Origin of the sequence: Paenibacillus gorillae, assembly GCF_000513275.1 — a bacterium.
GTDB lineage: Bacteria > Bacillota > Bacilli > Paenibacillales > Paenibacillaceae > Pristimantibacillus > Pristimantibacillus gorillae.
The window spans coordinates 41085-64890 of the sequence record NZ_CBVJ010000129.1; the positions used below are offsets into that span (position 1 = coordinate 41085).

21 protein-coding genes are annotated in these 23806 nt (G+C 43.9%); 11 read left to right on the forward strand and 10 right to left on the reverse strand.

Features of this window, described 5'->3' with window-relative positions; all coding sequences use genetic code 11:
• The first annotated feature begins 46 nt into the window (after window positions 1-46).
• The 4 genes from TY10_RS24580 to TY10_RS24595 all read left to right on the forward strand — a co-directional run bounded on the left by TY10_RS24580 (window position 47) and on the right by TY10_RS24595 (window position 4151).
• Window positions 47-865 (forward strand): SDR family oxidoreductase, encoded by an 819-nt coding sequence (locus tag TY10_RS24580; RefSeq protein ID WP_042169648.1) that lies wholly within the window; start codon window positions 47-49, stop codon window positions 863-865.
• Window positions 866-1226: 361 nt separating this feature from the next.
• The gene (locus TY10_RS24585; protein ID WP_042169651.1) at window positions 1227-1748 is read left to right on the forward strand and encodes a MauE/DoxX family redox-associated membrane protein; all 522 of its coding nucleotides are present in this window, start codon (window positions 1227-1229) and stop codon (window positions 1746-1748) included.
• A gap of 13 nt (window positions 1749-1761) precedes the next feature.
• Entirely contained in the window at window positions 1762-2325 is a 564-nt protein-coding gene (locus tag TY10_RS24590) for a TlpA family protein disulfide reductase (RefSeq protein WP_042169653.1), read from the forward strand.
• An 8-nt stretch (window positions 2326-2333) separates the two neighbouring features.
• On the forward strand, window positions 2334-4151 hold the full coding sequence (locus tag TY10_RS24595) for an ABC transporter ATP-binding protein (RefSeq protein WP_052350754.1): 1818 nt from the start codon (window positions 2334-2336) through the stop codon (window positions 4149-4151).
• A gap of 460 nt (window positions 4152-4611) precedes the next feature.
• Here TY10_RS24595 and TY10_RS24600 read toward each other — a convergent pair whose 3' ends face one another.
• Together TY10_RS24600 and TY10_RS24605 are read right to left on the reverse strand one after the other, a co-directional pair.
• A complete protein-coding gene (locus TY10_RS24600; RefSeq protein WP_042169656.1) occupies window positions 4612-5214 on the reverse strand; it encodes a suppressor of fused domain protein in 603 nt (200 codons plus the stop codon).
• Between the two features lie 355 nt (window positions 5215-5569).
• Window positions 5570-6226, reverse strand: a complete 657-nt coding sequence (locus TY10_RS24605) for a hypothetical protein (RefSeq protein ID WP_155986044.1) — start codon at window positions 6224-6226, stop codon at window positions 5570-5572.
• A 59-nt stretch (window positions 6227-6285) separates the two neighbouring features.
• On the opposite strand from TY10_RS24605, the gene TY10_RS24610 reads away from it, so the two are divergent.
• Window positions 6286-7389 carry a PRK06851 family protein gene (locus TY10_RS24610; protein WP_042169658.1) on the forward strand — a complete coding sequence of 368 codons (1104 nt, stop codon included), beginning with the start codon at window positions 6286-6288 and terminating at the stop codon, window positions 7387-7389.
• Window positions 7390-7499: 110 nt separating this feature from the next.
• Here the strand turns inward: TY10_RS24610 and TY10_RS24615 are convergent, their stop codons facing one another.
• The gene (locus TY10_RS24615) at window positions 7500-8552 is read right to left on the reverse strand and encodes a DUF3137 domain-containing protein (RefSeq protein WP_042169660.1); all 1053 of its coding nucleotides are present in this window, start codon (window positions 8550-8552) and stop codon (window positions 7500-7502) included.
• Window positions 8553-8684: 132 nt separating this feature from the next.
• Between TY10_RS24615 and TY10_RS24620 the strand changes: the two genes are divergently transcribed.
• Window positions 8685-9254: a LemA family protein gene (locus tag TY10_RS24620; RefSeq protein ID WP_162160683.1), complete on the forward strand. Its 570-nt coding sequence runs from the start codon at window positions 8685-8687 to the stop codon at window positions 9252-9254.
• A 69-nt stretch (window positions 9255-9323) separates the two neighbouring features.
• Here the strand turns inward: TY10_RS24620 and TY10_RS24625 are convergent, their stop codons facing one another.
• From TY10_RS24625 to TY10_RS24640, 4 genes are all read right to left on the reverse strand, one after another.
• A complete protein-coding gene (locus TY10_RS24625) occupies window positions 9324-11879 on the reverse strand; it encodes a glycoside hydrolase family 97 N-terminal domain-containing protein (protein ID WP_042169664.1) in 2556 nt (851 codons plus the stop codon).
• A gap of 123 nt (window positions 11880-12002) precedes the next feature.
• The gene (locus TY10_RS24630; RefSeq protein ID WP_042169666.1) at window positions 12003-13622 is read right to left on the reverse strand and encodes an extracellular solute-binding protein; all 1620 of its coding nucleotides are present in this window, start codon (window positions 13620-13622) and stop codon (window positions 12003-12005) included.
• A gap of 141 nt (window positions 13623-13763) precedes the next feature.
• A complete protein-coding gene (locus tag TY10_RS24635; RefSeq protein ID WP_081735478.1) occupies window positions 13764-14705 on the reverse strand; it encodes a carbohydrate ABC transporter permease in 942 nt (313 codons plus the stop codon).
• 33 nt (window positions 14706-14738) lie between these two features.
• Entirely contained in the window at window positions 14739-15707 is a 969-nt protein-coding gene (locus TY10_RS24640) for an ABC transporter permease (protein WP_052350757.1), read from the reverse strand.
• Between the two features lie 309 nt (window positions 15708-16016).
• Between TY10_RS24640 and TY10_RS24645 the strand changes: the two genes are divergently transcribed.
• The 4 genes from TY10_RS24645 (at window position 16017) to TY10_RS29215 (ending at window position 20802) form a co-directional block, all read left to right on the forward strand.
• Window positions 16017-17600 carry a response regulator gene (locus TY10_RS24645; protein WP_162160685.1) on the forward strand — a complete coding sequence of 528 codons (1584 nt, stop codon included), beginning with the start codon at window positions 16017-16019 and terminating at the stop codon, window positions 17598-17600.
• Window positions 17597-19339, forward strand: coding sequence for a sensor histidine kinase (locus tag TY10_RS24650; protein ID WP_042169669.1), 1743 nt, complete (start codon window positions 17597-17599; stop codon window positions 19337-19339). Before TY10_RS24645 ends, TY10_RS24650 begins: the two co-directional genes overlap by 4 nt.
• A gap of 374 nt (window positions 19340-19713) precedes the next feature.
• Window positions 19714-20193, forward strand: coding sequence for an RNA polymerase sigma factor (locus TY10_RS24655; RefSeq protein WP_042169672.1), 480 nt, complete (start codon window positions 19714-19716; stop codon window positions 20191-20193).
• Window positions 20194-20802 (forward strand): zf-HC2 domain-containing protein, encoded by a 609-nt coding sequence (locus TY10_RS29215; RefSeq protein WP_052350758.1) that lies wholly within the window; start codon window positions 20194-20196, stop codon window positions 20800-20802.
• Between the two features lie 119 nt (window positions 20803-20921).
• On the opposite strand, the gene TY10_RS24665 is transcribed toward TY10_RS29215, so the two are convergent.
• From TY10_RS24665 to TY10_RS24675, 3 genes are all read right to left on the reverse strand, one after another.
• On the reverse strand, window positions 20922-21386 hold the full coding sequence (locus tag TY10_RS24665) for a hypothetical protein (protein WP_042169675.1): 465 nt from the start codon (window positions 21384-21386) through the stop codon (window positions 20922-20924).
• Between the two features lie 26 nt (window positions 21387-21412).
• Window positions 21413-21892 (reverse strand): GyrI-like domain-containing protein, encoded by a 480-nt coding sequence (locus TY10_RS24670; RefSeq protein WP_042169677.1) that lies wholly within the window; start codon window positions 21890-21892, stop codon window positions 21413-21415.
• A gap of 202 nt (window positions 21893-22094) precedes the next feature.
• Complete coding sequence (locus tag TY10_RS24675) at window positions 22095-22517, reverse strand: DoxX family protein (RefSeq protein ID WP_042169679.1); 423 nt, start codon at window positions 22515-22517, stop codon at window positions 22095-22097.
• 164 nt (window positions 22518-22681) lie between these two features.
• Here TY10_RS24675 and TY10_RS24680 point away from each other — a divergent pair, with 164 nt between their 5' ends.
• The gene (locus tag TY10_RS24680; protein ID WP_042169681.1) at window positions 22682-23650 is read left to right on the forward strand and encodes a helix-turn-helix transcriptional regulator; all 969 of its coding nucleotides are present in this window, start codon (window positions 22682-22684) and stop codon (window positions 23648-23650) included.
• Window positions 23651-23806 lie beyond the last annotated feature (156 nt).

Genomic DNA, 23806 nt, shown 5'->3' on the forward strand with positions numbered 1-23806 from the left:
ACATGTTGCAGTTGTAACGTTCACAAAACTTTTAGGAGGAATTGTTATGAAAACAATTTTCATCACGGGTGCTTCATCGGGCATTGGGAGAGCTGCGGTAAAACATTTTGCTGCAAGAGGATGGAACGTAGCAGCCACGATGCGTTCACCTGAACTAGAAACTGAATTTATTACAGTAGATAATGTATTGGTACTAAGACTTGATGTGGAGAAAGAAGATACTATTCAATCTGCATTAGCGGAAGCGATTGGGCGGTTTGGTGAAATTGATGTTCTTCTCAATAACGCTGGATATGGAACAATGGGTCTTATAGAAGCAGCTACGAATGAACAAATTAGAAGACAGTTTGAAGTGAACGTTTTTGGTCTTATCAGTATGACTAAAGCCATATTGCCGCATTTTAGATCGAATCAAAAAGGTTTGCTGATCAATATCTCTTCTATGGGAGGGAAAGTGACCTTTCCTACGATGTCTCTGTATCACTCAACCAAATTTGCAGTGGAGGGTTTTTCCGAGTCGGTCTCTTATGAATTGGCATCACAAAATATTAAAGTAAAGTTAATTGAACCAGGGGCTATTGCTACGGACTTTGGCGGCAGATCAATGGAATTCTTTTTCGATGATGCATTAACAGACTATAAGTCATTTACTACTGCGTTTAGAGGTAAATTAGGGGAGATGGAAAAACACCCGGCATACGCTTCGCCTCCAGAAATTGTTGCCGAAACCATATACCAAGCGGCTACAGACGGTACAAATCAATTCCGATATGTAGTTGGAGAAGATGCTAAGATGCTCATTCATATGAAAGAAAATACGAAAGAAGAAGAGTACTTAACGAATATAGCTCAGCATTTCTCTTAAAAAAGAGAAAATTTGAAATTATCGTTTATCTATCCGCCACGACCCTTCAATACGATTTTTTCGAGCAAGTCCCTTCCGCTAAAGCAGCGGAAGGTTTTTTTGCTTTTTCCAAGCACAAACCTGCTTACCTTCTTGGGGACCAGCACACTAGCCATTAGAAAGCAAAACTATGAAAATATATTCTATAGTAATTTTGCACATAACTAGAGTAGCGGATGACATTGTGCGGATTATGTTCCAATAATTACAATATGGACAAGACAACTGCCAGTGAGATAAGGAGCTCATGAATGTTGGACAGGCATCCTTGCCCTCTGGCTAAGCTTAAAGCCATTCATTACAGCAACTCAGGGAGGTTGAGATGAGCGTTCCAAGCTTTATTCAAATGGGACTGGCTATTATTTTCGGACTAACTGGCATACTGAAATTGTACTCCCCGTCTTCTATGAAAAGTACGCTTATAGCCATCGGCATACCCAAGCCGCTCAGTTCGGCAGGCGCCTGGCTGGTTCCTCTGTTCGAAGTTCTGACCGCCGTTTTCTTGTTATCGCGTGCAACCGTTTGGATTGGAGAAATACTAGCATTCGGCTTAATTGGAGGATTTATATATGCTATTTTCATAGCCTTATACAAGAAAGAACAAATCAAATGCAACTGCTTTGGTAAACTGCGGGACGAGTATCTCGGCTGGGGCACAATTCTGAGAGTTCTCATGCTGCTAATCATGAACAGCTACATTACGATTGCCAATCATCCCGCTTCCTTTGCAGCTATACACGGGGAGGATTTAGTTCTGTACATCCTTTCCTGGGTTGGCATATTAGGCCTATATATGATCGCGCAATTCATTATTAGTGCTATTTCAAACCCACAAACGGATTAAAGGAGGCTTTATTTTGTCAGCTATATTTTATGTATCGTATGTCATATTGTGGATGCTGGTAATCCTCTTAACTGCAGCTTGCGTTTATCTTTTAAAAAGAAAACCGCCCAGTCCGACACAAGAAGCACCCGTACAGAATGGTTTGGAAAGCATCGGATTGCCAAAGGGAATTCCCTTTCCGAATGACGGCCGTTTAACATTGAATGGAGCCGTACCCCATTTTCATAATGCAATCGTTATACTCTCCATGACCCTATGCGGAACCTGTGAAGCGCTGTATCCGAAGCTGCACCGATTCCATCAACAACATCCTCACATTCCTATCTATATCTTGTTGTTCGCAGATCAGGAAGGACAAATTAAGCAAACGGTCGATAAATATCAGCTTAAGCTGCCTGTCATTGCTTGCACTCCCCAAGATACTGAATTTTTCCAAACCCACTTTTTCCCGTTTGGTTACTCCGTTGACCAAGAAGGACTCGTTGCTTCTAAAAGCAATCTGGATCAAGACAATGACCTCAATCTATTGGCTTCAGCAATTGTGGACAATGAAAGCCGCTTAGCAAAAGCATGGTAAATCCTCTAATGTCCGCATCCTTGAAAAATGTAGCACAGCAAACACGTTTATCCCTGCAGATGATGGTTCAGATGATTCGTATGATGTTTAAACTAACTCCATTCAACATGACCGGTTTAAGCATTGCCCAGTTTAGTACTGCGATCATTCCCGTGCTGCAAGTCTATGTCACGATCGAATTGGTACATCGTACCGAACGGGTCATTCAAGAAGGGGCATCGCAATTAGGACCCGCTTTCGTCATTTTATTGTATCAGCTATGCCTATTCTTATTGCAATTAGTGCTGGAAGTGTTTGTTGATTTTTTAGTTAGCAAAATCAAACTGGTCGTTTTGCTGCATCTTGGCCAAGAAGTTACAGAGAAATCTGCCCGGCTCTCCCTGCTTCATTTTGAAAACCATGAATTTTTCGATCTGCTGCAGAGAGTTTCAACAGGCTTGGAGCACCGGGGGCTGCAATTTTTCCAGTCCTTTCTGCAAATAGCTAAGAATCTGATTACCATTACCGGCTTCGTCGTTGTTTTATTGGGATTTCACTGGCTGCTCGCATTCGGAATTCTGCTGCTGATTATTCCTTCCTTATACATCGATATCAAGGAAAGCGGCTTTAAGGTATCCCAGTTTGTACGACAAACGCCGGTCCGAAGAAGATCGATCTATTTCAATACTCTGCTAACGGAACGGCAATGGGCCAAGGAGATTCGTATCTTCGGCTTATCCGACTATTTCATTAACCAATGGCGGAAGTATACCCAACAGAATGGGCAAGAGCAAATCGATTTGGAGCGGAAAATGTCCATTTTCAAGGTTGCGGTTAATGGGCTCCTATTGGTCATGGTGACGCTCATAAGCGGATTCTTGATCAAATTGGCGGCTTTAGGAACGATGACCATTGCCAGCTTTGTAGCCTTGATCCAAACCGTATTCTCCATCCAGTCGAATCTGAAATATATGGCCAGCTACATCGCCGGAATCTATGAGCAAGCTTTATATACCAGCGATTTGTTCCATTTCCTTGGGATGAAAGAGGAGGAAACGGACGAATCGCCTAAATTACCGTTCCCCGCTTCTTTGGAGGAGGGAATTTCAGTGAACAATCTCGGATTCAGTTATCCGAACAATGAAAGGCCGATTCTGAACGGTATTTCATTCGATGTGAATATTGGAGAGAAAATCGCGATCGTAGGTGAGAATGGCGCCGGTAAAAGCACCCTTGCCAAATGTCTGCTCGGACTCTACCAGCCAACTGCGGGCACGGTATCTTACAACGGCATTCCGCTGGATCAAATGGATACGAATGATTTCCGGGAGCACGTCACCGCGATTTTTCAAGATTTTGCGCAATATCAGCTTACTTTGCGTGAAAATATCGGGTTAGGCCATGTGGAATGGATGCAAGAGGAAAGCCGGTTGCAAATGGCCGCTGCAAAATCAGGTGTAGACGAATTTTTCAATGAGCTGTCCCAAGGCTTTGACACTGAGCTAGGGCATAAATTTTATGGCGGGCATGAGTTGTCCTATGGTCAATGGCAGAAGATCGCGATTAGCCGGGCCTTTTTCCGCGACTCTGCTATTATTATGCTGGACGAGCCAACCTCGGCTTTAGACCCGATGGCGGAAGCACAGCTGTTTGAACAGATCGCTCAGCTAACCGAGGGTAAAACTACTTTCTTTATTTCGCACCGATTAGGCATTTGCCGGGCAGCTGACCGGATTCTCGTCTTAAAGGACGGCCAACTGGTAGAACAGGGTAACCATGAGCAATTAATGAATTTAGATGGGGAATATGCAAGCATGTTCCGCACCCAAGCGGAGTGGTACCAGTAATCATCATCCTTATGAAAGGAGGTGAAACATACATGTACAAATGTTCTTTCGGAGCTTGCCCAGCATCAAGAGCATTTTTCAAATCAGATAATGGCGGCTCGTACTGGTATCAAGTAGGCTGCTGCTAATGGATTCATCTACCTTATGAAAAGAGGTGAAAACATATGTATAAATGTTCTTTCGGTTCTTGTCCATTGTCTAGAGCAGCGTATAAATCAGATAATGGCGGCTCGTACTGGTATCAAGTCGGTTGCTGTTAATGGATTCATCCACTTTATTAAAAGAGGTGAAGCATTTGTATAAATGCTCCTTTGGAGCTTGCCCAGCATCAAGAGCAGCGTATAATTCGGACGATAATGGCGTGTCCTGGTACCAAGTAGGCTGCTGTTAATATAATTGAAATCAAGCATTCCGAAAATACGGGTATCCCTTTGGGTATCCGTATTTTTCATGCAATTGCCTACGACCGTCGGGGATCGATAATGGAATGTTCGGTGTCTGCCATGTAGGAATCGAAGGCTTCCACGCCTTCCCGCAGGATCAGGCTGGCTTCTTGCGCAGTGATAGGCAAAGCCCATACGACTTGGACAACCTCGTTGCCTATCTGGATCTCCTCCAGTTCTTCACTTTCTCCCCTCAGCTCATCAAGGAGAAAGGCTTTCGTCGACCAGTTTGCCGGTGCAAGCCCGCTTTCCTCCATCACTCTTGGTATCTGGGAATTACGGGATGTTTCAATATGATGTGCAATTAGATCACATACATATGAAAATATCCGATCGACAGACTCTCCGCCTAAATCAGATGACAGAGCCATCATCCATTCCGTATAGATTGGTTGTCCATTGGAACGGAGAGTACCGGATAACCCGACAGTAGCAAATCTCGCCACATCGTTATCGCTTACTGCGGGAAAATAGTAGATTTCGATATGGATTGCTTTGTCGGGTTGATTCAGAATGACCCGATACTCCGGCATCGACCATTCCTTGATAAAGGCACCCAAGATGATCGTTCTTCGAATATCGAACGAAAGCTTTCTCTCTTTGCTTGATTCCGTCAACATGGCATACACGCTCCCTCTTTGCTTTTATTCATTATTATAAAATAATCCCCGCACGCAAAAGCAACCCTCTATTCTAAGGAAGATTAAAGTAAAAAACGACCAGCCTTTTATCCCTGGCCTGTCGTCTATTCATGTATGTTTCCCACTCGTAATTTACAGTATTTGTAACTCAATTCAAATCATTTAGGAAAGGTAACCGTTGGTAATTTATTTCCTAAATAGCCAACTATACGTTTTTGAGTTATGCCAAAGAGTGAGCTGTTCCAATAGATCCTTATCCATCTTTTTATTCTCTCCTCTAACTCGGAATATTCATTAATAGCGATTACGATTTTATCTTTAATTTCTAAGTTTTTTATAGGGTACTCTCCATCTTTGAAAGACAAAAGTCCTCCCAATTATCTCTTGTGTTCTGTGAATGCGGATTAGCAGGAATTATAATTTTTTCCGTTGGCAAGTAAAAATAATTCTTTTGAGTATGCTTTTGCAATCCTGAAATTTTCTTTAAGTCCCTTTGAAGGGTTCGATAAAAGGATTGTATTGGTTTGTTAGGATTCTTTGATATCATACGCATTTGTATAAGTTCTCGACTTTTATAGGTTTCTCTGCCGCCTGTAACTTCAATAGAATAGGAGCCTGGTATGTCATAAAAATATCCAAACTCCTTGACTCGCATTATATCTTGTACAGGGTAGGAGGAGAAGAAAAAAGAGTTATATGCCGTATTATTAAAGTAACTGGAGAACAAATCGATTTTTTCACTTTCAAAAGATGAATATTGACGTTCACCTTGTGCGTTAACAAATATTTCTGCATATAGTTTAACTCCATGACTCAGCATTGCATTATGGCTCTCCGTAAGAAAATCCATAATAGGCATTGAAATATTAAAATAATTAGCTATATAATTCCCCTCCTCATCATCTATATTGATTTCAAAAAAAGCCAAGAAAATTAGGGAAGAAGACGAACACCACTTCCTACAATGCGGAATATACAAAGGAATAGGCATCTATCCCAATTATGCTTATTCTGATGATAATCGGAATAGGCACAAAGGAGTGTATCGGGTTGGCAGTAAAATCTTCTCACTATTTTGCTCACGGCAACACTGCGCGTGGAGCCCATTTCTTGTATAAATCCGCATTTGAAGGGTTGAACAAGATATTTGTCCTTACGGGGCCCCAAGGTACGGGGAAATCGACGGTCATTCAAAGCTTGGCAGATAGCCTGTTGAATATGGATGTGCAGCACTTCCACTCCCCTCTCCGTTCCGACGAACTGGATGGCATCATTTTAACGGAATTGAAGGTTGGTATTGTCGACGGGCGGGTCTGCACGGGGATTTCGGATAGCGGGGCCGGTGAAATTGTCTATATCGGCTTTAAGGAAGCGTTTGATAACAGTCTTCTTTTACCGGAACATATCCTAACGATAGAAGATCTTCGCGGTCAGCTCGAGAGCGCCTATTCAAAAACGTATGAGACGTTCGCAGCTGCATTGCAAATTCATGACGAGTGGGAAAAATATTATATCGAGAACATGGACTTCTCGAAGGCTGATCAGATTGCACAGGATTTAATTGAAGAGTTATACGCTGGTCACGAAGGCGATACGCCAACCACTCCCCGTCACTTGTTTTTCGGAGCTGCAACTCCGAAGGGGGCATACGATTTTATTCAAAGATTGACCGCTGAGCTGGAAAGACGGATTTTCATCAAAGGGAGGGCGGGATCTGGCAAATCGACTCTGCTGAAAAAGCTTGCCTCCGCTGCCGAACAGAACGGAATCGAAGTTCAAGTATTTCATTGCGGCTTTGATCCGAACAGCCTTGATATGTTGATTTTCCCGAAGCTTGGGACAGCTATCTTCGACAGTACCGCCCCGCATGAATACTTTCCAGACCGGGACGGGGATGAGATTCTAGATATGTACGATCTGGCTATAACTCCTGGAACAGATGAAGCTTATGCTGCTGAAATAGCCGGTATCAAAGCACGCTACTCAGCCAAAATGAAAGAGGCCACCTCCCATCTGGCGGAAGCCGAAACCATCGATTCTCAGATCAAGGCCTACTATGTAGCGGCCACAGATTTTTCGGTCGTTGAGAAACTGCAGCTGCAATTACAGTCGGAATTGAATGAATTGATCAGCTCCACTCCGCTTTCAAAATAAAGCTTCAACCCATCAATCTCAGATGGGGCTCAGCCGTCTAATGCGAGTTGAGCTCCATCTGAGATTGAATCTATTTCTACATCTCCTGTATCTTTCTCCCCTTTTTGGGTTTAAGACTGCAATTGAGCAGGCTTGGTTTCCTTGTTCCAGATGCGTGTATTAAGATTGAGGAGATCCACAATACCCAGTATGGAGCGAATTTCATTGTAGGTGTGAAGAATACCGTCGTTCTCAAGCTTCTTAATTCCTTTGGCTTCAAAGTAGTCAATACAGTGAATCGCGATCGTAAGCTTCCCTTCGTGCAGGCAGATGCTCATGCTATTTTTGGAAAAATGAGTGTGTAGCTGCACGAGTCTCTCCAGCATATCGACAGGCAGCAGGTAACTGGCCGTCGTCTCATCGGTCGTCCAAACCCGAAACTGCTTGTCGAAATTATGGCTGATTGTTTTCATTAAATCTCCTACATGATGCAAGTAATGACTGATCTTTCCCTTACGCGATACGATGACGGTCGTCCCCTCAAAGCTTTTGTGAAAATCCGCAACGAGGACAAGCCCCTCAAACAATGTCGATCTGACCTTGCTGCCACTCTCAGTATCCCTCTCCTCTTTTTGAGCGCGAATCTCGCATAGCTGGAAGTCGGTTACACCTAACGTTCCTTGGAAATAATCTTCCCCTTCATACAGGTTGGCTTTGCTCAAACTTTTGAATATAGGAATTTCCAGCAGTTGATTTTTCGAAATAAAGCCATCTGCTTCGAAACGACAGTCGAAACGGCTGTCTCTGAGTTCGGGAGGATAGTTAGACTTACCCACCATATTGGCAACCATAGGAGGCATAATCAATTCCTTATAGAAGCGGCTGTATTTTTTATGCGCTTTACGAAATGCCTGGCGAATGTAAAGAGGAGAACAGATGAGGACAAGGAGACCAAATAGGAATAGATAAATGGGACCCTCGAGTTCCTCCGTGGTTTCACTGCCGACAGCGCTCGATTCCCCGAACGAATACCATATCATGCCGAGTCCGATGGTCGCTATGGCAAGTCCGATCACGACATGCCAGCTGCGCCTGAGGATAGTTCGATTGCGGTGATGACGCAGTCGCTCCCATGCTTGGAGCGCGGAAATATTCTTGGAAACTTCTTCGTAGGAAGGAAGCATGATGGAGCAGGCCTTCTTTCGTTATGGTAGTAGTAGAGCCTTGAATAGTTCCATTCGACAATATCAGTAAAATTTCCTTGTTATTCCTCAAAATCCATACTACAATAGGCCTATATTTAGGTGAATATGATCATGGGGGAGAAATTCATGGCTTGGGTTATCATCATTGCTGTCACGATTGCTTTGTACATGATCTTCAAATACAATAGTCTGCTCGGCATGCGCAACAGAATTAAAGAAACATCAGCTGCATTCGACGTCTATATGCAGCAGCGATACGACGCGCTGCTTAAGGTCGCGCAAACGGTAGTGGAATATGCCAAATACGAAGAAAACACTTTGAGAGAGATTACACAGATGAGAGCAGCGGCCTCGAACGCAGGCTGGAGCGACAAACTGCACGCGATGGACGAGCTTACCGGCAAGCTGGGTGCCATTGTGGCCATCGGGGAAGAATATCCGCAATTGCAGGCAAGCGGCAATTATCTGCATCTGCAGCATACCGCAGCCGACTTGGAGGAGAAGCTGTCCGCTTGCCGGAGAACCTACAATGCCAACGTGATTGCGTACAATACGGCAATTACGTCCTTCCCCGCCAACCTGATATCGGGATTACTTGGCTTCAAGGAACAAAGCTTGTATGAAGTCGAGGCGTCGAAGAAAGAAGACCTGAATATGAAGGAAGTTCTCCAACGTTCCTAGGCAGTACAAGAGCCGCGATTCAAAACGAGTCGCGGCTCTTGCTGTATGAAATCTTCTTTGGTAATTATCTTAGTACTCATCCGCAATAATCACAAAGCCGTATATATGAGCTGCCCGGCCTTCGTCATTATACAGACGGAATGTATTATTGCCCGCTTGCATCCAGATGCGAATTTCACGCTGATCCTTGATATCCCAGCGTGGGAATCCCCAACCGGCTGTGTTGTGTAAATTTGTTCTGTACGTGTGTGCTCCCCCGTTAAGCTCTATGCTGAGGTCCCTGCTTTCCCCTGCACAGTAGTCAAAGCGCATTAGATAATAGCCATCCTTAGGCACCCTAACACGGTCAAACTTCAGCTCGCCGCCATTACCAAGACCAGTAGCCTTCTCCGCGCCTGCTGCATCTAATACCAATTCTGCGCCACCGCTCAGGCTGCCTTTTCCAACCGGAACATACAATTCCTTTTGCGGAATGTTATCAATAATATGGAATCTTTCCAAAGCAGGCACAGCTCCTCCAATACGCTCGAAGAACAACGCGCTCTCGCCGCCAGCGAAAGGAAATACCACATCTTTAGTAAGGAATATTTTATTAGAGCCGCTTTGCGGCATTTCCATTTCCACTTTGTTGATTCCGTCGCTTACACGCAGTGTCCAAGGCTCTTGTGCTGCATAGAATAGTCTTATTGTCTGAGGCGTATCCGTTGTTTCCACTGCAAACACAATACTGCCATTCAGTAAAACGGCTTCCTGTTCATTTTCATAAACGACAGGCTCGCTGCCTTGCAGTGTTTGTCCCGCTAGTGCTAAGTACTCTGTTCTTGCTTCACTCATGTAACCGGAACAAATCCCTTTTGGCAGCTCTGAGATTTCTTTGGTGATATAAATTCCGGCACCGCCGCTTTTCAGAAGCGGGAGTTCGATTACATCAGCAGAAGTCACTTTGATGCGCTTAACTTTCATCAATTCACCGCTGGAATCATCCTCATAAATATCAGCCTCAAACTCACCTTCAGGCAGAAAATCCATTTTCAGACGCAAAATCATTGCTTCGTCTGTGATGCAGCCAATCAGCCAATCCCCTTGTGAGCGGCGCATAATGGCTGCATGATGACCTGGAAAACCAGACAGCACCTTTACCTCATCGTACACAGGCTTCATGCGGCGTAAAAAATCAGTCCCTTTCCATGCCTCCAAATAATAAATGGATGCTGCAATATGCGCAGCGCCTGATTCATAAACGACTGAAAGCGCCATTTGATGCCCTAGCGTCGTGTTTCGGTTTTTGTTCGAGAACCCGGTCGGCGTATAATCCATCGGACCGACCACATTGCGTGTAAACGGAACGGTACAATTGTGATTTGCGTCCGGCAAGCCGCTCCACATATAATGCTCGAGCCCCAAGATACCTTCTGCCGTCATGAAATTCGGCCAAGTGCGTCCTTCGCCCATGCATTTGGTCGCGCCATGGAAATTAATCATCAAGCGATGTTCCGTCATTAAGTTTGCAATCATTTCATATTGCCACATCGTGTGCTGAGAATCATTTTGGAAGAAATCGACCTTGAGTCCATCTACCCCGCAGCTTGCCCACAGCGGAATTTTCTCTTGTGCTTTTTCAGGGGTGTCAATATACTGCATGGCGCTCCACAGCCATACGACAATCCCCTTCGAATGGGCATAGTCGCATAGCTCTTTCAGCCACGTAATATCCCAGTCTGCATCCACGGTGAGTCCTTCAAATCCGACCCCTGCCGCAAAATCCACAAAGCGTTTCTGCTCGGTGTAGAGCTGTGCGCTATTCATATATTCCCACCAGCCCCACAAACAACGACCCGGCTTGATCCAGCTTGTATCTTCCATTACAGATGGCGGATTCAAGTTATAGTTTATTGTGGTATTAACCAGTTCGTTCAAATCGTCTGTCGCCACAATGACGCGCCAAGGAGAGGAGAACGGCAGTTTACAGGAGAGCGGCCCGCCCATTTCTTCCGGAGCGAATTCCAAAGACATGGTTCGGTTTCCGGCTCCACGCAAATGACATGAGCAGTAGCTGCCATCCGTGTTATATACCTCTGCTTCTGTAAGCATGACCCAGCCGCCATTGTCAGCGTGGAACAAGCTAGGCATCCCGTAATCTCTGCCTTCTTTGTCTTCCCAGCCGGTACGATCATAGGTACCCTCATAGCTGCTTACCCAATGCTGCAGCCACAAATCATTGTAGGCCTCTGACAAAGTGAAGTTTGTTGCTTCACGTAATACTTTCATCGGTTTTTCTTCATTAGACAGTACTTGATAGCGGAAAGCAGCACCATCATCATACGCGCGCGCGCATAGTACAAACGTATACGCGCCACACTCAAACTCTAACGTCATCTCATTCGCATGATTCTCATAAACTGCTTTTTTACCCGCTGGTATCGAATAGGTCTCGTCAACAACCGCACGAGCTTCCTTTACAAAACGAAAGCCTCTTGTGAAATTCTCCAAATCACTTTCAAAGCCAAGCTTGCTTTGCTCGATTACCGCTTTACCATTACGCTCAACAGCGTACCCTAATTCCTTCTCAGAACTCTCAAAAACTGTGAAGCTAACAGCATTATTAGGCGAATACAGTTTCCACATCGATGCAATCTCCTGTCCATTCGTTAGATATTTGTTATTCAATATTAAAATAAACGGGGCAGGATACCTTTTGTCGCCAACTGCCCCGTAATAATAGTGATACTTCCTTGGCTTGCTGCAGTCTTAATTTTTTTCGGCCGTATTGTACAGCTCCATACGAACCTTGTAATTAGCTGTGTAAATATCTTCAATCTTCCCTGCATGATTTGCTTCTAGCTCCGCAATCATTTTTGCATACATACCATCAATTTCATTCTGTGACTTTGCGTACACCATCGTAGAGAAACTATTGTCAATAATATCCTTGATTTTTTGCTCACTCAATGCGTCAGGCGAGCCTCCCTTTGGACCGAGATCATCATAAAGTGCGGTATCCCAAGTGGAGCCTGCCATTGATTTCAATGCATGTTGACTTACATTGTCTCTGTTATAACGGAACATTAAATCATAAGGAGTGCCGTCTTCGCCCAATCCATTACGAATCATCCATGTCCATTTACGCGCGCCTGTTGTTTTCGAGAATTCTGCCCAATCCGCAGTAATTGCAGCTAATGCTTCTTGCGTCGGTACATGAACTCCGTTCTCCATATTCCAGTTCATGCCTTCTTTACCCCACATCAGCAAATACTGCCCTTCTTCACTTGCCAGGAAGTCCAGAAACTTGATCGTTTCAACCGGATGCTCATTTGCTACTGTAATACCAACACCGTCCCAACCCAAGGAACTGCGAGGGCCAAATGTTGTTTTTTCCGGATCAACGCCTGGAGCAGTTACCTTAAACCCGTAGAACAGTTTATTTGTATCCTCGCCATCCTTGGCGCGGAATGCACTGTTGGCCTCATTCACAATACCGCCCGCCGTGGCAAACACACGTCCGCTGGCTGTTTTCTGCTCATAGTTTTGGGCTTTATTGATGCCCCATTCACGGTCAAGCAAGCCTTCTATATAAAGAGTGTTGATGAATTTGATCATTTCCAAGTAACGCGGATCTCTAACTATAAACTCGAGACGGCCATCATGCTCATAATAGGTTTTCATGCCATACATCGCCTTGAATGAACCGATAATAGTAGGCATATGATCTGCGTTCACTGTCATCGGTATAGAAGGATTTCCGTCTACAGACGGGTATTTCGCTTTGAATTTTCTCAGCAAGTCCAGAAACTCATCCTGTGTAAAGGAATCTCCGGCCAATGCGCGCTCACCATATCCGAACTCCTCCAGGATATCCATACGCATATTGATTGCCCAGTTTGGATCTGGATCCAAGCCGTACCAGTTGTTCAAATAATAATTTTTGCCATCCTCATACACACTTTTGGAAAGCACGTCACCATAACGCGCCTTGATATTCGGAGCGTGCTCCTCAATCAAATCATTCAGCGGAATCAAGGCTCCACCAGCAATGTATTTGTTCAAGGTTGCTTCACGTCTGTCGATTAGCGCAATATCAGGCAAATCTCCGCTGACCAGCATCAGATTCAGTTTCTCGTCCGGATTACCGGTAGGCTGCTGAACCTCAATAAAAATACCTGTACGTTCTGTAATTTCTTTCGCAACAGGGTTAGTAAACGGATCACCCACATTTTTGTCAAACAAAGTTAATGTAATAGGCTTCTTCGTTGTACTGTTTTCTCCCTCCCCTTTGGATACGCTTTCATTTACATTCTTGTTTCCGCCGCTGCATGCGCTCAACAGCATCGTGCATGCAAGTACCGTTGCCATGAGAATTCTTTTTCGCATTCGGACCCCTCCTATAAATGAAATTCCTGAACCATCCAGCTTGCTTCCCTCCTGCCCATGCAGGGAGATTATATTTCAATCCTATCCTGATCCGGATGCCCGATTCGGGATAGGGGCGAAACCACGACTGATTGATATCGCTTAGCCTTTCACTGCCCCAATAAGCATTCCTTTCAGGAAGTACTTCTGCAGTAATGGATACATAAGAATGATCGGCAGTGTAGCTATCATCGTAACGGCCATACGGATACTCTCGCTGGATACCGGCATCTTACGCTGTTCATTGGCAAGCTGCTGTGCCGCATTTAACATGTCATTGGTCTGGAACTGATTCAGAATTTTTACCAGAACCGCAGATAATGTTTTCAAATCAGGATTATAGGTATAAATGTAAGAATCATACCAAGCATTCCAATGACCTATGGCTGAGAATAAAGTGATCGTTGCCAATACCGGAGTGCACACAGGGATAATTACTTTCAGAAAAATCTGAATATCATTTGCACCTTCTATTTGTGCCGCTTCCTCCATTTCTTTGGGCAAACCCTCCATGTAGGTGCGAACTAATATCATCCAAAATATACTCATTATCCCCGGGAAGATAAAAACCCAGAAATTATCGATCAGATTCAAGCTGCGCACGACCATGTACGTAGGAATCAATCCGCCGCTGAAATACATCGTGAATACGAAAAACAAATTAATTCCGCGCCAGCCTACAAGTTCTCTTTTGCTTAGTGCATAAGCCAGCATTGAAACACAAGCCAGCGTAAGAGGTACGCCAATCACGGTTCGGCCGACCGTCACGACGATAGAATTCAGAATTTCTGCATCCTTCAAAACGGTTTTGTAACTGTCCAGAGTGAAATCGTATGGCCACAGCATGAATTGTCCATAAGCCGGGTCTGACGCATCATTCAGGGACAAAATGAAAATATGCCAGAAAGGAAAAAAGGTAACGATGAACAATAGCAACAAAAATCCGTAAACAATCGTATTTCCCGTAATGGTTGCCAGCGTATAGCGCGGTGACCAGTTGCTTCTAACGTCCGTCTTGTTATACCGTGCAACTTCATTATCCATTTCTTACTCCTCCCCCAGCCACATGCACAACGATTAGAACAAATGAGTTTGACCCATTTTTTTAGAAATATTGTTTACAGTTATGACCAGAATAAACGCTATTACCGATTTGAACATACTTACAGCGGCTGCATAGGAGAACATGCCATTCTGAATGCCATAACGGAACGCATAGGTATCAATTACATCAGAATAGGATCGGTTCAGTGAATTACCTAGTAAAAAATATTGATCAAACCCGGTATTCATCAAGTTGCCGATGTTCAAAATCAATAGAATAATAATGGTAGGCCGCAGCATCGGCAGTAAAACGTGCCAGATTTGCTTCAAACGATTGGCGCCGTCCACTTTCGCCGCTTCGAACAACTCCGTTGGAATGGCAGCAATGGCAGCCAGATACATGATGGAATTGTAGCCCATATCCTTCCAAGCATTCGAAAGAGCTATAATGATCCAGAACATCTTGCCTTCCTGCATGAACAGCACACCTTGTTCTACAATTCCGATTTTCATCAGCAGCTGATTTACAGGTCCTTCAGCGGATAACAAGGTAACAACGATACTTGCAGCTACAACCCATGAAATGAAAAATGGTAAATAGGAGGCTGTTTGTACCGTCCGCTTAAACCAGTTGATTCTTACTTCATTCAGTGTTATTGCAATGAAAATAGGAAGAACAAACCCTATCGACAGTGTTAACACACTGGAAACCAAAGTATTGCGCATCACTTGCCAAAAATCTTGTCCGGAAAAGAAGTATTCAAACCACTGAAATCCCACAAAGTCTGCTTTAAAAAGCGAGCCCCAGAAATCCCCTAAAGTCGGCTTATAATCTACAAATGCCATGTACAAGCCAATCATTGGGGCGTAAGCAAACAATACGGCCCACACAACTCCCGGAATGAGAAGCAAATAAAAATATCGCTGTCGAACCATTTTTTTTATTATAGGATTCCTAAGAAACGGCGCTTTCTCGTTGCTTCTATCCACCTCATATTCCATTCTCCCGCCTCCTCATGTCCGATTTATGATCATGAATTCATCATAGGGAATCTTGAATTGTATGGCTATATCACGATTTTCCGATTTCTATAACAAAAAAACGAACTTGCAAAATACCAAGGGTTTTGGTTAAAAAATAGGAAGACATGAACTTATATGGACGCCATCCGATACTCCATTCCTTGCAATTGACATAACCTGCATTCAAACTTATACTCTGTTCTAAGTAAGCGTTTACCTATAACGGCATATGATTTCTAGACGAGTTACAGTGCAATAGAAAAGGACAATAGCATGCGCGGAGGGTCTATGTACACTATAATTTTAGTCGATGACGAACGGCTCACTTTAGTCACTCTTGCTAATTATATAGATTGGGAAAAAATGTCCTGCCGTGTCATTGCCACTGCCAGCAACGGACGAGATGCATTGGAAAAAGTTGAATCCCTGCAGCCGGATATTCTCATTACTGACGTTAAAATGCCTGTCATGGACGGCATTGAACTCTGTAAGCAAGTTCATACTCGATTCCCTAACATTCAAATTGTTTTTCTAAGCGGATACAATGAATTTGATTATGCTTGTGCTGCACTGCAGCATGGTGCCTGCGGCTATTTGCTGAAGCCAATTGACCATGAAGAGCTGGCTGCCACTATGAGGACGGTTCGTCGACGGTGTGAAGAGCAGAAAAACCGACTCAACTCCACCTTATTAACGTCGGGGGAATACCTGCGTGAACTTCTTCAAATCGGGGGTAATCTGCTCTCTGGCTTAGCGGACGAAGTTACTGCTGTATACAACCACCATTTGCATCTTCCTGCGGATAACAAAACCTTTTACTTTGTATTTATCAGCATAAACGAATATACGCTTCTGGCAGAGCACCCTCTTGCATTCGACGCGCCTTCCGGGGATTTTTCCACTGTAGAACGGCTAGAATTCTTCATCGCCGGATTGCCCAGTCACTCCCGTGGTGTACTGACCAAACTGCGCGATGGCCAATGGATTTTTGCCACCAAGGAATCAGACCGTACTGTGTTTATGAATTGGCGGAATCAGTCTGCGAGTGCGCAACGCTGGATATCTCTGTTCCTGACAGACCACCCGCAATCACTGCTCTCCTTTACCAAACAATGGTCGAAGATGCTGCAAACCCACAATCAACTGGTTGCGATTCACGGCACAGGACTGATCAACGACAACTGGGAGAACACGCACACCGCATCTCGGAAGGAACCCTTTCCCAAGACAGAGCACTTGATTGCCGCCGTACAACAAAACCGCAGAGACCAAGTGGAAGAATGGCTTCATGATTTTTACGATGGCGGTCTGCCGCCCGGAAATATCAGTCAAGTTTTTGTAGAAAGCGTTTCTATTTTTGATGCAGTACGATCCGCAGTTGCGGCTAATAACCGTCATCTGCAAGACGTAATGGATAAGGATTCCAAGTTTTTCGGACGCCTTTCTCTGATGGAAAGCATGCAATCTATGAAAACACATATGCGGCAAATTCTGAGCCTTATAATGGACGAGCTGGAGGCATCTCCTGTCGATCGGCATATCGAGATTGTCAACGAAGTATGTACGATCATACAGAAAAACTATGAACAGGTTATTTCGATTGATATGCTGGCTGAGCTTATCTTTCTTTCACCCAACTATCTCCGGACGATATTCAAAGATGTTACCGGAAAAACATTACTCGAATATGTGACTCAGATCCGCATGGATAATGCTTGCCTTATGCTGCAGGAGACCAATATTAGAGTTCAGGAGATTGCCAAACGAGTCGGCTATGACAGCCCCTCCTACTTCGGCGCTGTCTTTTTCAAACGTACGGGACTCACCCCTAACCAATACCGTACACATGCGAAAAAGGGATCACGAACATGAAGACATTGAAAAGGTTTTTCAACAATTCGTCTTTGCTGCAGAAATTACTGCTCATGTTTCTTACCGTAACGATCACCCCTCTGATATTCATTACGATGTTCTTCTATGATCGAACGGAGCAACGGCTGCTGGAATTGACCTATGAAAATATGTATAGCAGCAACCAGCAAATCAGCAGCAATGTAAAAGCTCATCTGGATAATCTTAACCAAATTTCATCTATGATTTATACAGATGAAACCTTACAAGCTTACCTTACGCAAAACTACACAGATGACTATTCTGTCTTCGAAGCCTACCGATATATCGATGGACTTCTATACAGCTTGATGACTGCGAACAACAGCCTGGCCAGCATTACTCTTTATGTGCACAATACAACACTCCCAGAGGATGGTCTGTTTCTCAAACATATCACCCATGAAAATTTGCCGCTTCAGTATTTGTCTCAATTACAACAAACCTACGGGAACAATATGTTCAGCAACGTCGTTCAGGACAAAAAAGGGAAAAACATTATTTATCTGGGGCGTACTCTCAATTTTAATACACAAAACCAGCCCTACGGCATGGTGACGATCGGGATCTATGAAGAATTGCTCTACAGGTTGATTGAGAAAGAGGAGCAAAACAAAAGCGTCTACTTACTCAATGAAAAAAACCAAATCATCTCAGCAACGGATAAATCGCTTTTAAACCTGTCATTCAACGAAGCCGTCGGCCCCGAATTGTCCGCCGATAAAGAGGTTGTCACCATAAACGGAGATCCCAATTTGCTGGTGTACAATACCATGTATCATGGCTGGAAAACTGTTTCTCTCACCCCAATTGACGAAATCATGCGTTCCTCTCGTCAAACCGCGATGCAAATTGTTGTGATCGCGATATTTAGTCTTGTCTTATCTATCCTAATGATCGTTGTTATTGCCAAATATCTATCGCTCCGTCTGCGTAAATTAAACCGTCAGGCAGCGCAAGTCGAACTGGGAAATTTCACCCTCTTGCCCGCAGATCCCAGCAGGGATGAGATTGGTCAATTAAGCACCGCTTTCAACCAGATGAGCACACGGCTCAAAGATTTGATTGATAAGCTGTATATAAAGGAAATAGCCAAGCGCGATGCGGAGCTTTATGCATGGCAAAGCCAGATCAATCCGCATTTTCTGTATAATACGCTATCGGGTATTTCCTCTCTGGCCATCCAAAAAGGTAATGTTGAAGTGAGTGAAATTGTTAACCGTCTCGCAAGATTCTATCAAACATCACTCAATATGGGGCGTCAGTATATTACGCTGGAGAAAGAAATCACCCTAACCAAACACTATTTTGCCATCCAGCATATGCGCTTTGATGATAGCTTCATGGAGCACTGGGAAGTTGACGAAAGCTTGTTAACCCATGAAACGTTAAAATTATTGCTGCAGCCTTTTGTGGAAAACGCCATTAATCACGCTATTTATGATAATCATACATGTCTGAATATCACCATCCGTGTTTACCGATCCGTTCACGTTGGTGCTCCAGCGTTCATATTGGAAGTCGAAGATGACGGCTGTGGAATGTCCTCCAAGCAAGTTGAAACACTGTTATCCTCCGAATCGAAAGCAGGGTATGGGATAAAAAATGTTCATGAACGTGTGCAGCTTGCTTACGGACAGAACTACGGCGTAACCATTCATAGTCAAGCTGGATTGGGTACCAAAATTACTGTCATGCTGCCTTTGCAACAAGATGATTGATCAGCTCCATTCAGCTTTCGATAAAGTTGAAATTCAATAGTATTTTATTTCAGATGGGGCTCAGCAGTCTAATTCTAGTTGGGCCCCGTTTGAGATTGAAACGCCTTCTACTTCTCCTATGCCCTTCTTCCTCTCCCCATCTCCTTCAACACCGTACTGCAAAATAATTTTCACCGTCACTTATGGAACGGTTCACCATATCTTCCTAACGAAGTAACTGCTAATATATACCATATTGGATTCAATACTCTACCTCTACGGCCAGTACGACAAGGTGTGAGTGAATTGTATGCTTTAAAGAAAGACAAAAATAAATACATTTCATTGTAACGAAATATATTTTTTTCGGATATATAGTCGAAGGGAGTGAGAGAGTGGCGGAGGATATAGAAGAAATTTATAAACATTATGCAAAAAGTGTCTTCCGATATTTACTTAGCCTTACTCATGATGAAGGTTTGGCCGAAGAATTAACGGGGGAAACATTTTACCGCGCTGTATACTCAATTCATACCTATAACGGATCCTGCAAAATAAGTGTTTGGCTTTGCCAGATCGCCAAGCATGTGTGGTATCAGGAGCTTGAGAAAAGAAAAAAGCATCCAAATCAAGAGTTGCAAGAGGATGTCCCTTCACCGAATATGTCGCCGGAGGAAGCCAGTCTGTTCCAGAGTAACAAAATGGACTTGTATCGAGCTATTCACCAATTGAGTGAACCTATGCGGGAAATTGTCCATATGCGTATCTCAGGTGAATTTTCCTTCGCGGAAATAGGTGAAATACTTGGCAAAAATGAAAACTGGGCACGTGTCACGTTCTACCGAGCAAAACAAAAAATTATGGAGGTGTTATAAATGATCAAATGTCATATTGTCCAAGACACTATGCCAAATTACATAGACGGCTTGCTCAGTGCAGAAACCGAACATGACATCCTACAACACTTTGAGGAATGCGAAGCATGCCGTACGCTTCATGCTAAGCTTTCAACTTCAATAGATAACTCGGATTTACATATAAATAAGAAAGAAATCGATTTTCTGAAGAAAGTAAGAATAAAAACAACGAAGAAAGTGGTAACGGGATTTACAGTACTCCTATTGATTTTTGCACTGCTAACTTACTTTTTTGCCATAGGCTCGCCTGTCCGCAAGACAGATCTGATCTATACAACCAGCTTTGTGGGGGACACGTGGCGAATAAATATGGAACTTACAAACGGCAAAGCCTTGCTTGTAAAAACAGAGCCAATTTATGGCGAAAAAGACAGCAATGGTGTCAAACCTATTGTTGGTGAACTTATAAAACCTCACGAATTGGTGCCTTCACCGATCTTGGAAAGCGATAATACTTCCTTTATGTTTGGCAGCACGATCGACAGCTTCAACAAGCCTGATTATAAAATCATTCTCCGATTAGCAGACGGTGACATTGTTTTTACATCAGATAATTATGACAAGTAAGTTTCAACTAACGAACAGGTCTATCGGCGAAAAAAATGGCGGCCCTATGGCCGCCATTCGTTATTATTATATTTTCTTGCTGCAAGGTAATTCTTTATCTCGGTGGCTTGGGGCTTGCTTCAATACTCCCCTTTAATCACGAAAAACGAACCTCGGATGGTCCCTGCCAGCTTGGACTTCTGTCTTGCAAATTTGAATTTCTCTTCCAGCTCCTTAGGAACCTCCATCCCCTCAGATAGCTTGAAACCCACGGCCCGCTTCTTAGGATCATCCACCGTATACAAGACGTTGACCGCTAGACCATCCTCATAAAAGACGAAGGCCCATTTGATATTTTCTACTTGAAAAAGGGATGTTTCCAGCGGTTGTGCTGCAAACTCAATACCACGTTCTTCTTTCAACACTCGTTTCACATAATCAAGCGTCTCCTGGCTTTCGCCAGCCGGTACGGTCGTAAATTCATGCTTGTATTTGTTCATGAAGTAACGGGCTTCATTCGCGCGAAGACCAGCTAGCACTTCTGCTACCGGCGAAGATTCCAGACCAGCCACAGACACATTTTTAAAGTCAACGATCGTAGACATTTCCTCATTCCTCCTACTGATTTCGTTTACTTCTCCACAACCGGAATCCACATTTCCCCGTATACGAGGTTATCTCGCTGCCCCATCTCAACCGTTGCATTAGGCCCGCCAACATAAGCGTAATTATCGGCTGCTGGCAACGCTTGACCAAAGGCAATGCCAGTAAGCTTGCTGCTGAGCTCATCAGCCGACTTCCCCTCGCCTTTAACCACGAGGTATTGTCCCTTAGGAAATTGGATCACTCTGTGTTCTTCCGGTACCGATGAATCTGTCATTACGCCAGCATAATACATCATCTTGTGATTGACCGCTTCGTTTACGGCAAAAATATAATCGTTCGCAGCAATCGCCTTTAACGCGTCAAGCCTTCCATCCTGCTCCACTGACCGCCAAAAGCTTTCCTTCTCCTTATTGATACCGGCATAATCCGTGTAATCGCTTTTCAGCTCCGTTCCAATTCCCAGAACGATAAAGCTTTCTTTTTCCTCAAAGGTATACGTTGCCATAATTCCAGCTCCTTTTTTGAATGTATTCATTAATTTGTTTATCCACTTGATAGGTTTATCATAAGCCTCAATCATGTCAAAATATGATACTGTTTAACATTCAGCCAATTATTCTCTCCTACAACTCCCTACCTAAATATTAGTGTCTTTGACAGGGAAAGTCTATCCGATTCAGAATGGACTCGCGTTGATGTCATTTCCATTAGAGTCTGCGGCTTTTCGGGCGCAGCGCCCAGGAGGCGATGCCAAGTGCAGCATAAAAAAGCGGAAGAATAACATGGAATCCGCCATCCCCATAATCATGAGCGAACACATGAGATAAGACTGCACCTGTCATTAGAAAAAAGATACCGCTATAAGCCCATTCCTTGAGCCGAGGGAAACCTGGTATGACGATCGCAATGACTCCAAGCAATTTCCAAGTCCCGAGAATGCTCGTGATATATAACGGAAATCCAATATCGGTTACCAACTCGATATTGCCGCCATATTGCATCAATTGCCCGATCCCGCTTAATGCAATAGAGAATGCGAGAATGCTGGTGACAATCCAATAAGCTGCCGTCCTTCCGATAGGACGGGATTCAACCTTCGCGATCTTTTCATTATCGGTAACTATACTCATTCCAATTCCTCCTTTGATCTCCCTGTGTGCTTCCGGTACCGATGCTTCTGATCTGACGCTGCCATCTTCCCAGCTCCTTTTTTTGATTTGATCTTGTGTTTTTACTTGATGGGTTTATAATAACGATAAATCATGTCAAAATATGATACTGTTTAGAGGTCCCGATGAAAAAAGTAGAACGGATTAACATCATCATGCGGTACATCAACAACCGCGCCCATTTTACCATTTCAGAAATCATGCATGAGTTCAATATCTCCCGTTCGACGGCGATTCGGGACATTAGGGAAATTGAAGCAATGGGAATGCCTCTGGTCGCCGAAGTCGGGAGGGACGGGGGCTACTTTGTGATGAACAACTCTGTCCTGCCCACGGTTCGCTTTACCGATAACGAGCTTAAAGCTCTTTTTATCGCCTTCATGGCCACACGCAATCTGCAGCTCCCTTACCTCAAGAGCCGCCACTCTTTAGCAGAGAAATTGCTCGGCCTCATCTCTCAAAACCAGCAAGATGATCTCGTTCTGTTAAATCAAATCCTGCTCTTCGAAGGGACCAATCCCCACAATCCTGACCTGCTCGATCTATCCGATCTGCCCCATCCGATGTTAGAACAACTCATCCAGATCCTTCTTGAAGACCGCTACTTAGTGGCTTCCATTGAAGAAGGAAGAGAAATACACACTTATCCCATCTATCTCATGCGCCTCTATCGTGAAAAAAGTTCTTGGCAAATTGAAGGCTTCAGCCTAGAGGAGGGGAAAAGGCGGATTATCCCTGTCGACAATCTCACCGATGTCAAAACATACTCTGGGAAAAGAAGAATAAGCAAAAAGAAGATTGCAGAACAACTAAAGAAACAGGAAGAAGCAATCAACCTGGTTATCGAACTCGGTCCCAAGGCGATTGCTCAGTTCAAAAAGTATCATCCTTTAAAAACTACAATTTCATATACGAATCCTTATCAAACTACGGCTATTTTAAAGACGTTTGTCAATGTTCATCATCCGGATGAATTAGCCGAAATGACAAATTGGCTGCTTTTCTTAGGTGGAGATATCAAGATTAGGGAAATTCCGAAGGAAGTTGTGGAGGGGTTACAGGGGAGAATAGATGTGTTGGGAACAAGTAATTGACTCTAGCTAGCCGCTGTAAAGCTCATTGAAGATATAGCAGACGTAATTTCGATTTTTTAAAAATGACATTTCCGTGCTACATGAGGTTAAGGATAATTATTTTAGCCCCACTTATGGTAAGGTTCACCGTATCATAAGTGACGGCGAAAATTGAAG